Here is a 13708-nt window from a genome sequence, read left to right as displayed (position 1 = left end):
CGTCGCCGGACTGCCCGGCGTCGTGGGGAAGGCGGGCGTCAGGGTGGGCGATCTCGTATACGAACGGCCCGACGTGGATTTTTGAGCATCGGGCCCCACCTCGCCCGACAACCGCCTCCCCGAAGGGCCCGGCTCCGGCCCCAGCGGCGATCACACACAACACTCGGCGCCCGCCGGCACCCAGAACCGACCCACCCGGGGAAGCAACGACCAACTCCCCGCCGCACGACGTTGCATCCGCCCGGCGATCGCCCGCGGGAACCCTCTCCGCGCCGGCCGGAGCGGAGAATATGGGCCATAACTCGCGGTAACACCCCCGGATCCGGGCCGAATCGGGCCCCGGAGCCCGAGTTTCGCCCGGCGACACGCACGCACCGCCCGGTCGACGCCGCACAGACACCCGACGCAGTTCCCCCCGAAGAGGTCCACCGCGCGGACGTGGGTCACGCCAACCCCGTAGCGCCTGCACCTACGCATGACCCGGGCCCGCCCCCGTACGATGCTCCCCTCCGTCAGCCCCGCCACCGGCCCACCCCACGCACCACCGCCGGCCCGACGCCGTACCCCCGCGGCCGCCCGGCCACCCGATCGCCGCAACCACGCCGCCGCAGGCACCCCGCCTTCCCCGCCACCCGATCGCCCCGCCCAGGTATCCCCCGCCCCCGGGCCCCGCCGAGTATGACCCCAGCGGGATTTTCTCCACAGGAGGCGCGTGTGACGGGCAGCGACGGCGAAGAAGACAGCGCCGCTGGCGACGAGGTCTACCAGCCCTACGCCTCCGGCGCGCCCGGGGACGGGGCTCAGGACGACGAAGGGCTGCTGCCGCCCGAGGACACCCTCGACGGGTTCGTCGACCCCCTCGAAGAGGGCTACTCCCCGCCCGAGAGGCCCCGCGGGGTCGAGCACACCGGCGTCACCGCCGCAGAGCAGCGCCGGGGTGAGTCCCTGGACGAGCGGCTCGCCGAGGAGATCCCCGATCCGCCCGTCCTCCCCGACGACGACGGCCTCGGCGACGCCGCCGACACCGACGGCGAGCTGATCGACGACGAAGTCGGCGATCGCCGCGCCGGCCGTCTCGTCGCCCCCGACGAGGGCGCCCACGACGACGAGGAGAAAGACATGATCGCCTCGGACGCGGGCATCAACGGCGCCGCCGCCTCCGCCGAGGAAGCCGCCGTCCACATCGTCAACGGCGAAGACGAATACCAGGACGAGTACGCAGACGGCGAAACCCGCTCCCCCGACGACCGGCCCTGAGCCCCCCTCACTCGGGGTGGGCCACCAGCACCTCCACCCCGTCCGCCTGCAGCGCGTCCAGGTCCGCCGGCGGGATCCCCGAGTCGACGATGACCAGGTCGAAGGCCGTCACCGGGGCGAGTTGGTACAGGCCGCGGCGGCGGAACTTCGTGTGGTCGACCAGGAGGATCTTGCGGGCGCACGCCTCCATCAGCGCGCGTTTGACCGCCACCGTCTCCTGCGACTGGTGGTAGCAGTGGCCCCGGGTGATCGCCGTCGTGGAGGCGAAGAGGGTGTCCGCGTACAGGCTCGTGACCGCGTCGACCGTGCGCAGGCCGAGGAAGGCGTCGTACGCGGGGTAGTACGTGCCGCCCAGCGATATCAGCTCGATGCCCGGGCTGCCGGCCAGGACCTGCGTGACCGGCACGAAGTTGGTGATGACCGTCAGCGGCGCCTGCTGGGTGAGCAGGCGGGTCAGGGCCAGGGCCGTGGTGCTGTCGTCGATGATGACCGACTGGCCGGACTTGACCAGCGGCAGCGCCGCGCGCGCCAGGGCGTTCTTCTCGGCCGTCATCGCCTGGGTGCGGTGGCGGACGTCGCCGTGGAAGGCGGTCGAGGGCTGGGCGGTCGCGCCGCCGCGGACCTTGCGGAGCCAGCCTCTGCTCTGGAGGTGGTCGAGGTCCCGGCGGATGGTCATGGGGGTCACGCCGAGTTCGTCGGCCAACTGCTCGATGCGGACGAAGCCTTCGTCCACGACACGGCCTTTGATACGGTCTCTTCGCTCCCGGGGCTTTCGCCCGCTCATGTCGGCCGGCTGCCGGGTCTCTGCCCCCATGGAAACTCCTGTTCTCTTTCTGTGAAGTGAACATTCCCGTATCCGGACGCCGCGCACCACTCAGGGCTGCGTACACGACCGATGGCGACGCGACTGCCTGCGCTGTCATAGCCCCCCACCGCACCGGCCATCGACTCGATGTTAACCACCCCTGATCGAGCGAACACTCAAAGGGGTGCATTACCGGGGTCCGTTGTTCATTTTCTGAGGCCCGTTGACACGAATGAAACATCCGAGTTTCGTGTGCGTCGCCTTCCAAGCGCCCGGCAGGCGCCCACCAAGGCCACAACCCCGAGGGCACAGCGCAGAGCGCACAGCGCCCCCGCGCCCCACCGCAGCCGGCGCCCACGAGCAAGGACACGAGCAAGGAGTGGAACATGAGACGACTGGCCAGTTTTGCTCTCGCCGGCATCCTCGCCACCGGCGCACTGACCGCCTGCGCCGAGGAGCCCGGCAGTTCGGGTGACGACGGCGAGGGCGGCGGCACCGGGGCGGGGAAGGTCGCGTTCCTCATGCCCGACCTGGCCTCCACGCGCTACGAGCAGTACGACGCCCCGCTGTTCAAGAAGCGGATGGGCGAGCTCTGCGACGAGTGCAAGGTCATCTACCAGAACGCCGACAGCGACGCCGCCCTCCAGCAGCAGCAGGCCAACTCCGCCATGGCGCAGGGCGCCAAGGTCATCGTCCTGGACCCGGTGGACTCCGAATCCGCGGCGACCATCGTGCAGACCGCGCAGTCGCAGGGCGTCAAGGTCATCGCGTACGACCGGCCGATCCCCACCAAGCCCGCCGACTTCTACGTCTCGTTCGACAACGAGGCCATCGGCGAGTCCATCGGCCAGTCGCTCGTCGACCACCTCGACAAGGAGTCCGCCGAGGGCGGCATCCTCCAGGTCAACGGCTCGCCGACGGACGCCGCCGCCGGGCTGATCAAGAAGGGCATCCACAACGCCGTCGACGACAGCGGCTACAAGCTGCTCGCCGAGTACGACACCCCCGACTGGTCGCCGGAGAAGGCCCAGCAGTGGGTGAGCGGCCAGATCTCGCAGTACTCGGGACGCATCGCCGGCGTGGTCGCCGCCAACGACGGCACCGGCGGCGGGTCGATCGCCGCGTTCAAGGCCGCCGAGGCCCAGGTCCCGCCGGTCACCGGCAACGACGCCGAGCTTGCGGCCGTTCAGCGGATCATCGCGGGCGACCAGTTCAACACCATCTCCAAGCCGATCAAGACCGTCGCCGAGGCTGCCGCCGAGGTCACGTACGCCTTCATGCAGGGCGAGAAGCCCAAGGCCGACACCCAGCTCTTCGACACGCCGTCCCAGCTCTTCGAGCCGACCGTCGTGACGCAGGAGAACCTCAAGGAGGTCATCTTCGGCCCCGACGGCGTGCTGAAGGCCGAGGACGTCTGCACCCGCGAGTACGCCAAGGACTGCAAGAGCCTCGGGATCGGCTGACCGTACGCGGCCTCCGCACCCGGCGAACTCCGCACCCGGCGAAACGAAAGGAAAAGGGTCACGATGACAGCCCCCGCCGCCCCGGCCGCGCCCACCGTGCTGTCCCTGCGCGGCGTCAGCAAGCAGTTCGGCGCCGTCGCCGCGCTCACCGGCATCGACCTCGACGTGGCCGCCGGCGAGGTGGTGGCCGTCGTCGGGGACAACGGCGCCGGCAAGTCCACGCTGGTGAAGATCCTGTCGGGGGTCTACACCCCCGACAGGGGCACCATCACCTTCCACGACCGGGAGGTGTCGCTCGGCTCCCCGGCCGACGCGCAGGCCATCGGCATCGCCACGGTCTTCCAGGACCTGGCGCTCTGCGAGAACCTCGACGTCAAGGCGAACCTCTTCCTCGGCCAGGAGCTGCGCCCCTGGATGCTGGACGACGTCAGGATGGAGACCCGCTCCTGGGAGCTGCTGCGGGAGCTGTCGGCCCGTATCCCCACCCTCGACGTGCCGGTGGCCGCCCTCTCCGGCGGCCAGCGGCAGACGGTGGCGATCACCCGGGCGCTGCTGGGCAAGCCCGAGGTGATCCTCCTCGACGAGCCGACCGCCGCACTCGGCGTGGCGCAGACGGCCGAGGTGCTGAACCTCATCGAGCGGCTGAAGGGCAACGGCCTCGGCGTCGTCATGATCAGCCACAACATGGACGACGTGCGCGCCGTCGCCGACCGGGTGGCGGTGCTCCGTCTCGGCCGCAACAACGGCGTCTTCGACGCCTGCACCGTCACCTCGGAGCAGGTCGTCGCCGCGATCACCGGCGCGGTGGACAACGTGGTCGCGCAGCGCGCGGCCAGGAGAGCCGCGGCCGGCGAACCGCGGCCGGACGCGGCGACGCGGAATGAGCGGAAAGAGAAGGAACTGCCGTGACATCCCTGGACACTCCGCCGGGCAAGACCACCGACCTGCAGGACGAGCGGCTGACGACGCCCCAGGGCATCGGCGACAGCGTCCGCGCCGCGATCCGCCGCACCCGCGACGGCGACCTGGGCATGCTGCCCGTCGTCGCCGGCATCGTGGTCATCTGGACCATCTTCCAGTCGCTGAACCAGACCTTCCTGTCCAGCACCAACCTGGTGAACCTCACCTTCGAGATGGTGCCGCTCGGCGTCATCGCGCTGGGCATCGTGTGCGTGCTGCTCGTCGGCCAGATCGACCTGTCGGTCGGCTCGGTCAGCGGCGTCTCGGCCGCGGCCACCGCCGTCGTCATGGTCAAGCACGAGCAGCCGATGGTGCTGGCACTGGCCGTCGCGATCGCCGGCGGCTGTGTGATCGGCTGGCTCTACGGCCAGATACTGAACCGCTTCGGCGTGCCCAGCTTCGTCGTCACCCTGGGCGGGCTGCTGGCCTTCCTCGGCGTGCAGTTGTGGCTGCTGCGCGACCAGAACGCGATCAACATCCCGTTCGACTCGCCGCTGGTGAAGTTCGCGCAGGTGTGGTTCGTGCCCGAGGCGCTGGCCTACGTCTTCGCCATCGCGGCGGCCGGCGGCTTCCTCGCCGTGGGCTGGGTACGGGCCCGCAGCCGGCGCCGCGCCGGGCTGTCGTCCGCGTCGATGCAGTGGCTCGGGCTGCAGGCCGGGCTGCTGGCCGCGGCGCTGCTGTTCACGGTCTACTACCTGAACCGCACCCGTGGCGTCCCCTGGATGTTCATGCTCTTCGTCAGCCTGGTGCTGATGGTGCACTACGTCCTCACCAAGACGAAGTTCGGGCGGTCCCTGTACGCGGTGGGCGGCAACGCGGAGGCGGCCCGCCGGGCCGGCATCGACGTCCGCGCCGTCTACACCTCCGCGTTCGTCATGTGCTCCGCGCTGGCGGCGACCGGCGGCGTGCTGGCCGCGGCGCGGCTGGCGGCGGCGAACCAGTCGACCGGCACCGCGGACGTCAACCTCAACGCCATCGCCGCCGCGGTCATCGGCGGCACCAGCCTCTTCGGCGGCCGCGGTTCCGCGTTCGCGGCGCTGCTGGGCGTGCTGGTCATCCAGTCGATCTCCAGCGGTCTGACGCTGCTCAACCTCGACTCCTCGTACCGCTTCATCATCACGGGCCTGGTGCTGCTCGTCGCCGTCGCCCTGGACTCCGCGGCCCGCCGGTCGCGGCAGGCACACGGAAGGGGCTGACGACATGGGGGAAGCGGACCTGACCGCCCTCGCGATCGACGCCGGCACCACCGTCGTCAAGGTCGTCGGCTACGGCCCGGACGGCGCGGAGCTGACGGTCGCCCGTCGTCCGACGCGGGTGACGCGGCCCCGGCCCGGCTGGGCCGAGCAGGACATGGCCGACGTGTGGGACGCGGTGGCCTCCGCCGTACGGGAGGTGGTCGCCGCGCTGCCCGCGCCGCCCGCGTTCGTCGCGGTGACCGGGCAGGGCGACGGGGCCTGGCTGATCGACGGCGAGGGCCGGCCCACCGGGCCCGCGGTGCTCTGGAACGACGGCCGCGCCGCCGGCATCGTCGGCGACTGGGAGCGGGACGGGACCGTGGACGAGGCGTTCCGCATCTGCGGCTCGCGGCTGTCCACGGGGATGCCGAACGCGGTGCTGGCGTGGCTGCGCGCCCACGACCCGGACCGCCTCGCCCGCTCCCGGCATCTGCTGACCTGCGGGGGCTGGCTGTTCTACCAGCTCACCGGGCAGCCCGCCGTGGACGAGTCGGAGGCCGCGGCGCCGTTCCTGGACATCGCCGACCGCACCTGGTCGGACCGGCTCTTCGAGCTGTACGGGGTGGAGTGGGCCCGCGAGCTGCTGCCGCCGCTGCGCGACGACGACCACCGCGTCACCCCGCTCGGCGCCGCCGCCGGCGCCGGGACCGGGCTGCCGGAGGGCATCCCCGTGGTGCTCGCCCCGTACGACATCTGCGCCACCGCGATCGGCTCGGGCGCGGTCAGCGCGGGCCGCGCGTGCACCATCCTCGGCACCACGCTCTCCACCGAGATCGTCACCGACGCACCTCCCGCCCACGGCCCGTCGGACACCCCGGTGGGCATCACCGTCCCGCTCGGCGTGCCCGGCCACTACCTGCGCGCCTTCCCCACCATGAGCGGCGGCGACATGCTCGACTGGGGCGCCAGGCTCCTCGGTCTGTCCTCGGCCGCCGAGCTGATGGAGCTGGCCGAGCGCGGCTCCGCGGACACCGCCGGGGTGCGGTTCATGCCGTACCTCTCCCCCGCCGGCGAGCGCGCGCCGTTCTTCGACCCGGCCGCCCGCGGCTCGCTGACCGGCCTGTCGCTGGACAGCGGCCGCGAGGACGTGGCCCGCGCGGTGGTGGAGGGGGTCACCCTGGCGATCCGCGACTGCCTCGCCGCCTCCCCCGCGGAGCCCGGCCTGCTGACGCTCAGCGGCGGCGGCACCCGCAGCGGGTTCTGGATGCGGCTGATCTCCGACGTCACGGGCGTGCCCGTGGCGGTCCCCGCCGACACCGAGATCGGCGCCCGCGGCGCGTGGCTGACCGGCGCCGTCGCCACCGGCAGGGAGCCGGACTTCGCGACGGCGGCGGCGCACCAGGTGCGTATCGCCGCGTCGTACGAACCGGACCCCGCCCGCGCCGCGGACGGCCGCTACGCCGAGTTCCTGGAACTGCGCGAGCTGCACCGGCCGGTGTGGGCGCTGGGCCGGGAGCGTACGGCCGACGGGAACGGATCCGCGCACTCCGGTGGAGCCGGCGCATGACCCACCCGGCTCCGGACGCCTGGCTCGGCATCGACCTGGGCACACAGGGCGTCCGCGCGGTGGCCGCCGACTCCGCCGGGCACCTGCTCGGCGCGGGCACGGCCCCGCTGACCAGCGACCGGCGCGACGGCCGCCACGAGCAGGACCCGGACGAGTGGTGGCGCGCGGTCTGCGCCGCGGTCGGGCAGGCCCGCGCGGCGGGCGCGGACCCGCTCCGGATCCGGGCGGTGGCCGTCGACGCCACCTCCGGCACCGTCACCCTGACCGACCGCCGCGGGCACGCCGTCACGCCCGCGCTGATGTACGACGACGGGCGTGCCGCCGCCGAGGCCGAGAAGGTCAACGAGGCCGGCGAGGCGCAGTGGACCCGGGCCGGCTACCGGCGGATGCAGCGCTCCTGGGGGCTGCCGAAGCTGCGCTGGCTGCTCGACCGGCATCCGCGGGCCGCCGCGGACGGCTGGCGGCTCGCCCACCAGAACGACGTGGTCAACCGCCGGCTCGTCGGCCACGACGTACCGGCCGACACCAGCAACGCGCTCAAGACCGGCGCCGACGCCGCCACCGTGACCTGGCCCGAGGAGGTCTTCGCGGAACTGGGCGTCCCCGCCGAGGTGCTGCCGGGGCTGGTGCCGCCCGGGACCGTGCTCGGGGAGGTCTCGGCCGCCGCGGCGGCGGAGACCGGGCTGCTCGCAGGCACCCCGGTGGTCGCCGGGATGACCGACGGCTGCGCCGCCCAACTGGGCTCCGGGGCCACGGCGGTGGGGAGCTGGAACTCCGTCATGGGCACCACGCTGGTGCTCAAGGGCGTGACCGCGGAACTGGTCCACGACCCGGCGGGCGTCATGTACTCGCACCGCTCGCCCGCGGGCACCTGGCTGCCGGGCGGCGCGTCCAGCGTCGGGGCCGGGCTGGTGGCGCGGGAGTTCGCCGGTGCCGACCTGGACCGGCTGACGGCCGAGGCGGCGGAGCTGCTGCCGACCGGGCTGCTGCGCTATCCGCTGGTCTCGCCCGGGGAGCGGTTCCCGTTCGTCGCGCCCGACGCGACGGCGTTCCGCAGCCGGGAGGCGGCGGGCTCGGCCGAGGACTTCGCGGCGCTGCTGCAGGGGGCCGCGTACGTCGAGCGGCTCTGCTTCGACTACGCCGACCTGCTGGGCGCGCCCGCCACCGGGGCCATCGTGCTCACCGGCGGCGCGACCCGCAACCCGGTGTGGAACCAGCTCCGCGCCGACGTCCTGCGCCGCCCGGTGACGCTGCCGCGCCACGCGCAGCCGGCGCTGGGGATGGCCGTCCTGGCGGCCGCCGCCCTCGACGGCACCGACTCCCGCACCGGCTCCGGCGACGCCGCCGGCAGCCCCGCCGCGGGCGGCGCCCTGGACCGCGCCGCCGCCGCGATGGTCCGGGCCGACCGCACCGTCGAGCCCCGCGACCCGTACCGATCCGCCCACGACGAGGGCTATGTCCGGCTCGTCGACCTGCTGGCCCGGCGCGGCTGGCTGCCCGAGGTCGTCGCGGCCCACGCACGAGAGAGGACCGCGTCATGAGCCTCAACGTCATCTTCGTCCGGCACGGGGAGAGCGTCTGGCACGACGAGAACCGCTACGCCGGCGCCACCGACATCGACCTCACAGAACACGGCCGCGACCAGGCCGCCGCCCTCGCCGACTGGGCGGCACAGGCGGGTCTGACGGCCGTGTGGTCCTCGCCGATGCTCCGCTGCCGGCAGACGGCGGCGGGCAGCGCGGCGGCCGCGGGGCTGCCGCTGCACCTCGACCCGCGGCTGCGCGAGCTGGACTTCGGCGTCGCCGAGGGGCTGACCCGGGCCGAGATGCGCGAGCGGATGCCCGAGGCGGTGGCCTCCTTCGAGGCCGACCCGGTGGCCAGCCACTTCCCCGAGGGGGAGGACCCGGCGGCGGTCGTCGAGCGGTACGTCGCCTTCCTCGCCGACCTGCGCGCGGAGCACGACACCGATGCCCAGGGCAACGGAGAACAGGGCAACGGCAAGAAGAGCGACGGCAAGAAGAGCGACGGCCGGATACTCGTCGTCGCCCACTCCACCGCCATCCGGCTCACCCTGTGCCGGCTGCTCGACCTGCCGCTGCGCGACTACCGCCGCCGCTTCCCCCACCTGGCCAACTGCGCCCTCAACGAGCTGGTCCTCAGCGACGGCACGCCCTCGCTGCTGACGCTGAACCGCCCCGTGACCCCCGGAGTCCCCGCGTGACCACCATCCTCGCCGCCGGCGACCACTTCGTCCGCAACGACCTGCTCCGCGACCGGCTCCGCCCGGTCGCCCCCGACGCCGACGTCCGCGAACTCACCCTGCCCTGGCCCGTCGAGCCGTTCGGCCCGGTGGCCGAGGTCCGGGAGGCGTCGGGCACGGAGGACCAGCTCATCGAGGCCCTGGACGGCGTCGGGATCTGCGTGACGCAGATGGCGCCGCTGACCGAGCGGATCCTCGCCGCCAGCCCGGCCCTGCGGCTGTTCTGCGTCAGTCGCGGCGGCCCGGTCAACGCCAACCTGGACGCCGCCACCCGTCACGGCGTCGCCGTCACCTACGCCCCCGGCCGCAACGCCACCGCCACCGCCGAGCACACCGTGGCCCTGATGCTGGCCGCCGCCCGCCGGGTCCCCGCCACCCACGCGGACCTGGCGGCCGGCACCTGGCGCGGCGACTACTACCGCTACGAGGCCGTCGGCCCGGAGCTGGAGGGCAGCACGGTCGGCATCGTCGGCTACGGCGCCATCGGCTCCCGCGTGGCCCGTATCGCCCGCGGCTTCGGCGCCCGCGTGCTCGTGGCCGACCCGTTCGCCGACGCGGCGGCCGTCGCGCCGGACGAACTGGTCGAGCTGCCCGAGCTGATGAACCGTTCCGCCTTCGTCACCGTGCACGCCCGCGCCACCCCGCAGACCGAGGGGCTGATCTCCCGCGAGCTGATCGGCCTCATGCCCGCCGGCGGCGTCCTCGTCAACTGCGCCCGCGGCTCGCTCGTCGACTACGACGCGGTCTGCGACGCCCTCGACGAAGGCCGGCTCTTCGGCGCCGCGTTCGACGTGTTCCCCGTCGAGCCGCTGCCCGCTGACTCGCGACTGCCCCGTACCCCGGGCGTCGTGATGACCCCCCATCTGGCCGGCGCCAGCCGCCAGACCGCCCACAACGCGGCCGGCATGGTCGCCACCGAGGTCGGCCACCACCTGGCCGGCCGGCCCCTGATCCACTGCGCGAATCCGGAAGTGCTCACCAGATGAACCCGTGGAAAGGAACCCGCATGCGCGGCAAGTACCGTACGGCCAGAGCGGCCGTCGTCGCCGGCATAGCCGTCCCCGCCCTCCTGCTCACCGCCGCCCCGGCAGGCTTCGCGGCCGCCACCGCACCCGCCGCCGCCCCCGCGGCCAAGCCGCTCCCGCCCAGCCTGCCCACCCACATCGAAGGCGGGGCGTGGCCGACGAGCCACGTCCAGGGTGTCACCGTCGACACCGAACGCGGCTTCGTCTACTGGTCGTTCACGCAGATGCTGGTCAAGACCGACCTCGACGGCAACGTGATCGGCACCGTCGAGGGCCTCACCGGGCACCTCGGCGACATCGACCTCAGCGACCACGACGGCCGCGTCTACGGCTCGCTGGAGTACAAGGCGGAAGAGGCGTTCTACATCGCCGTCTTCGACGTGGACAAGATCGACCGGGTCGGCATGAACGCCGAGACCGACGGTGTGATGACCGCCGTGCACCTGGACGAGGTCGTCGAGGACTTCACCGCCGACATGAACGGCGACGGCGTCTTCGACGGCGACACCGCGAACACCCCCGACCACCGCTACGGCTGCTCCGGCATCGACGGCGTCTCCTTCGGCCCGGAGTTCGGCAAGCGCGGCGGGGTGCAGAAGCTGATGGTCGCGTACGGCGTGTACTCCAACACCGCGCGCGCGGACAACGACCACCAGGTGGTCCTGGAGTACGACGTGCGCGACTGGCGCCGCTACGAGCGCCCGCTGTCGCAGGCAGAACCGCACCGCAGCGGCCCGAAGCGGACGGACGGCAAGTACTTCGCGTACACCGGCAACACCACCTACGGCGTGCAGAACCTCCAGTACGACCCGTACACCCGCAACTGGATCATGGCGGTCTACGACGGCGTGAAGGAGGGCTTCCCGAACTACTCGTTCTTCACCGTCGACGGCTCGAAGAAGCCGGTGCGCGGCGAGATCAGGGGCCAGGCCGAGCCCGAGGAGGGCAAGCTGCTCACGCTGCGCGACGCGGGCCTGAACGACCCGGCGACGGGCGTGCGCGGCTGGGAGTTCCACGGCAACTACGGCATCGACGCGCTGGGCGACGGCCGCTACTACGTCGCCGAGGGCCGGGCGGTGACCGAGGACGGCGTGCGCAAGCAGGAGGGCGAGGTCTACCTCTACCGCTGGACGGGCGAGGCCCCGACCCCGTTCGAGCGCGTCGAGGAGTGACGCGGGGCGCTCTCGCGCCTCCCGGGCCCGCACGTATCGGGGGCGGGCCCGGGAGGTTCCCGGCGGTTACTGCCCGGTGGACTCACCGGCGGGCAGCAGCCGCAGGGAGACGGAGTTGATGCAGTAGCGCTGGTCGGTCGGCGTCGGGTAGCCCTCGCCGGTGAAGACGTGGCCCAGGTGGGAGCCGCAGCGGGCGCAGCGCACCTCGGTACGGGCCATGCCCAGCGAGCGGTCCTCCAGCAGCTCGACGGCCTCGCTCTGCGCCGGGTCGTAGAAGCTCGGCCAGCCGCAGTGGCTCTCGAACTTCTCCGTGGAGCGGAACAGCTCCGCGCCGCAGGCCCGGCACTCGTAGACGCCCTCGGTCCTGGTGTCGGTGTACTCGCCGGTAAAGGCGGGCTCGGTGCCCGCCCGCCGCAGCACGCGGTACTCCTCGGGCGACAGCTCCGCGCGCCACTGCTCGTCCGGCTTGTCGACCTCGTATGTCATCTCAGCCCTCCAGTCGGGACAGGATCCGGGGTCCCAGCTCGGTGACGTCCCCTGCCCCCATGGTGAGAACCAGATCACCGGGCTTCGCCATTCCGGCGACCAGGCCGGGGACGGCGGCCATGTCGGGCGCGAAGGTGACGTCCGCGCCCTGCGCGCGGGCCGCCTCGATGATGATGTCGCTGGTCACGCCGGGGATGGGGTCTTCGCGCGCGGGATAGATGCCGAGCACCAGGGAGGCGTCGGCGAGCGCGAGGGCCTGGCCCATCTCGGTGCCCAGCTCGCGGGTGCGCGAGAACAGGTGCGGCTGGAAGACGACGAGGATGCGGCCGGAGCGGCCGCCGTGGCCGTCGTCCGCGGCGGCCCGTACGGCCTCCAGGTCGGCGCTCATCTCGGTGGGGTGGTGCGCGTACGTGTCCACGACCCGCACGCCCCCCGCCGTGCCCTTGGGCTGCAGCCGCCGGCCGACGCCGGTGAAGGACGCCAGCGCCGGCGCCAGCTCCGCGGCGGGCACGCCGGCCGCGGCGCCGGCGGCCAGCGCCGCGACGGCGTTGTGGGCGTAGTGGCGGCCGGGGACGGAGACGCCGAAGGTGAGCTTCGCGCCGTCGACCACCACGGTGACCTCGCTGGCCAGACCCTTCGGGGTAACGGAGAGCACGCGCGCGTCGGCGTCGGGCGACTCGCCGTAGGTGACGGTACGCACGCCGCTCGCGGCCAGCCGGCGGGTCAGCTCGCGGGCGCCCGGGTGGTCGGCGGAGACGACGAGGGTGCCGCCGGGGACGATGCGGGCGGCGAAGGTCTCGAAGGAGGCGTAGATCTCCTCCAGCGAGGCGTAGTTGGCATGGTGGTCCAGCTCGACGTTGAGGACGATGGCGACCTCGGGCGCGTACTTGTGGAAGCTGCGGTCGCTCTCGTCCGCCTCCGCGACGAAGAGGTCGCCGGTGCCGTGGTGCGCGTTGGTGCCGGGAGCGTCGATGTCGCCGCCGATGGCGTACGACGGGTCGCGGCCGAGGGTGCGCAGGGCGACGGCGAGCATCGAGGTGGTCGTCGTCTTGCCGTGGGTGCCGGCGACGGCGATGGGGCGCAGCCCGTCCATGACGGCGGCGAGCGCGTCGGAGCGGTGCACGACGGGCAGCCCGCGCGCCCGGGCGGCGGCCAGCTCGGGATTGTCCTCGCGGATGGCGGAGGAGACGACGACGGCGCTGGCGCCGGGGTCCAGGTGCCCGGCGGCGTGGCCGAGGTGCACGACGGCGCCCAGCTCGCGGAGCGCGGCGACGGTGCCGGACTCGCGGGCGTCGCTGCCGGCGACGGCGGCGCCGCGCTGGGCGAGGATCTTCGCGATGCCCGACATACCGGCGCCGCCGATGCCGACGAAGTGCGGACTCTCCAGCGTGGGCGGGATCCCCGGGGTCATGTGGTGGCGCCCTGCCTTCCTGGCGGGTTCGGGTGGGACGCGACGATTCTCGCACCCCGCACCGACAATCCGGTGCCACCGCCGGGTGCGGGCGGCACGCGGCCCCCGCCCCCCCCGGCGCGCGGCC

The 13708-nt window shown here is 73.2% G+C and carries 12 protein-coding genes; 9 read left to right on the top strand and 3 right to left on the bottom strand.

Annotation, left to right across the window (positions count from 1 at the left end):
* Positions 1 to 714 precede the first annotated feature (714 nt).
* Positions 715 to 1257, top strand: coding sequence for a DUF5709 domain-containing protein (locus OG946_RS30290; protein ID WP_326799141.1), 543 nt, complete (start codon positions 715 to 717; stop codon positions 1255 to 1257).
* Between the two features lie 7 nt (positions 1258 to 1264).
* On the opposite strand, the gene OG946_RS30285 is transcribed toward OG946_RS30290, so the two are convergent.
* Positions 1265 to 2041, bottom strand: coding sequence for a DeoR/GlpR family DNA-binding transcription regulator (locus OG946_RS30285; RefSeq protein WP_326800407.1), 777 nt, complete (start codon positions 2039 to 2041; stop codon positions 1265 to 1267).
* Positions 2042 to 2448: 407 nt separating this feature from the next.
* Between OG946_RS30285 and OG946_RS30280 the strand changes: the two genes are divergently transcribed.
* From OG946_RS30280 to OG946_RS30245, 8 genes are all read left to right on the top strand, one after another.
* Entirely contained in the window at positions 2449 to 3525 is a 1077-nt protein-coding gene (locus OG946_RS30280; RefSeq protein ID WP_326799140.1) for an ABC transporter substrate-binding protein, read from the top strand.
* Between the two features lie 63 nt (positions 3526 to 3588).
* Entirely contained in the window at positions 3589 to 4434 is an 846-nt protein-coding gene (locus tag OG946_RS30275; RefSeq protein WP_326799139.1) for an ATP-binding cassette domain-containing protein, read from the top strand.
* Positions 4431 to 5681 carry a sugar ABC transporter permease gene (locus tag OG946_RS30270; RefSeq protein WP_326799138.1) on the top strand — a complete coding sequence of 417 codons (1251 nt, stop codon included), beginning with the start codon at positions 4431 to 4433 and terminating at the stop codon, positions 5679 to 5681. Before OG946_RS30275 ends, OG946_RS30270 begins: the two co-directional genes overlap by 4 nt.
* A gap of 4 nt (positions 5682 to 5685) precedes the next feature.
* Positions 5686 to 7227, top strand: a complete 1542-nt coding sequence (locus OG946_RS30265; protein WP_326799137.1) for an FGGY-family carbohydrate kinase — start codon at positions 5686 to 5688, stop codon at positions 7225 to 7227.
* The gene (locus OG946_RS30260) at positions 7224 to 8768 is read left to right on the top strand and encodes an FGGY-family carbohydrate kinase (protein WP_326799136.1); all 1545 of its coding nucleotides are present in this window, start codon (positions 7224 to 7226) and stop codon (positions 8766 to 8768) included. Before OG946_RS30265 ends, OG946_RS30260 begins: the two co-directional genes overlap by 4 nt.
* Positions 8765 to 9448, top strand: a complete 684-nt coding sequence (locus OG946_RS30255; protein WP_326799135.1) for a histidine phosphatase family protein — start codon at positions 8765 to 8767, stop codon at positions 9446 to 9448. Before OG946_RS30260 ends, OG946_RS30255 begins: the two co-directional genes overlap by 4 nt.
* Positions 9445 to 10473: a 2-hydroxyacid dehydrogenase gene (locus tag OG946_RS30250; protein WP_326799134.1), complete on the top strand. Its 1029-nt coding sequence runs from the start codon at positions 9445 to 9447 to the stop codon at positions 10471 to 10473. Before OG946_RS30255 ends, OG946_RS30250 begins: the two co-directional genes overlap by 4 nt.
* A 20-nt stretch (positions 10474 to 10493) precedes the next feature.
* Entirely contained in the window at positions 10494 to 11684 is a 1191-nt protein-coding gene (locus OG946_RS30245) for a hypothetical protein (RefSeq protein WP_326799133.1), read from the top strand.
* Between the two features lie 66 nt (positions 11685 to 11750).
* On the opposite strand, the gene msrB is transcribed toward OG946_RS30245, so the two are convergent.
* Complete coding sequence (gene msrB / locus OG946_RS30240) at positions 11751 to 12170, bottom strand: peptide-methionine (R)-S-oxide reductase MsrB (RefSeq protein ID WP_326799132.1); 420 nt, start codon at positions 12168 to 12170, stop codon at positions 11751 to 11753.
* 1 nt (position 12171) lies between these two features.
* On the bottom strand, positions 12172 to 13581 hold the full coding sequence (gene murC, locus OG946_RS30235; protein ID WP_326799131.1) for a UDP-N-acetylmuramate--L-alanine ligase: 1410 nt from the start codon (positions 13579 to 13581) through the stop codon (positions 12172 to 12174).
* Positions 13582 to 13708: the final 127 nt, after the last annotated feature.

Source organism: Streptomyces sp. NBC_01808 (assembly GCF_035917395.1).
Classification (GTDB): Bacteria; Actinomycetota; Actinomycetes; order Streptomycetales; family Streptomycetaceae; genus Streptomyces.
This window is presented reverse-complemented; position numbering and strand designations above follow the sequence as displayed.

What these genes read in the sequence shown, in the direction of transcription:
- OG946_RS30245 (WP_326799133.1), top strand. Translation starts at nt 10,494, where the DNA reads ATGCGCGGCAAGTACCGTACGGCCAGAGCGGCCGTCGTCGCCGGCATA.
- msrB (WP_326799132.1), bottom strand. Translation starts at nt 12,170, where the DNA reads ATGACATACGAGGTCGACAAGCCGGACGAGCAGTGGCGCGCGGAGCTG.
- OG946_RS30260 (WP_326799136.1), top strand. Translation starts at nt 7,224, where the DNA reads ATGACCCACCCGGCTCCGGACGCCTGGCTCGGCATCGACCTGGGCACA.
- murC (WP_326799131.1), bottom strand. Translation starts at nt 13,581, where the DNA reads ATGACCCCGGGGATCCCGCCCACGCTGGAGAGTCCGCACTTCGTCGGC.
- OG946_RS30275 (WP_326799139.1), top strand. Translation starts at nt 3,589, where the DNA reads ATGACAGCCCCCGCCGCCCCGGCCGCGCCCACCGTGCTGTCCCTGCGC.
- OG946_RS30255 (WP_326799135.1), top strand. Translation starts at nt 8,765, where the DNA reads ATGAGCCTCAACGTCATCTTCGTCCGGCACGGGGAGAGCGTCTGGCAC.
- OG946_RS30285 (WP_326800407.1), bottom strand. Translation starts at nt 2,041, where the DNA reads ATGAGCGGGCGAAAGCCCCGGGAGCGAAGAGACCGTATCAAAGGCCGT.
- OG946_RS30265 (WP_326799137.1), top strand. Translation starts at nt 5,686, where the DNA reads ATGGGGGAAGCGGACCTGACCGCCCTCGCGATCGACGCCGGCACCACC.
- OG946_RS30280 (WP_326799140.1), top strand. Translation starts at nt 2,449, where the DNA reads ATGAGACGACTGGCCAGTTTTGCTCTCGCCGGCATCCTCGCCACCGGC.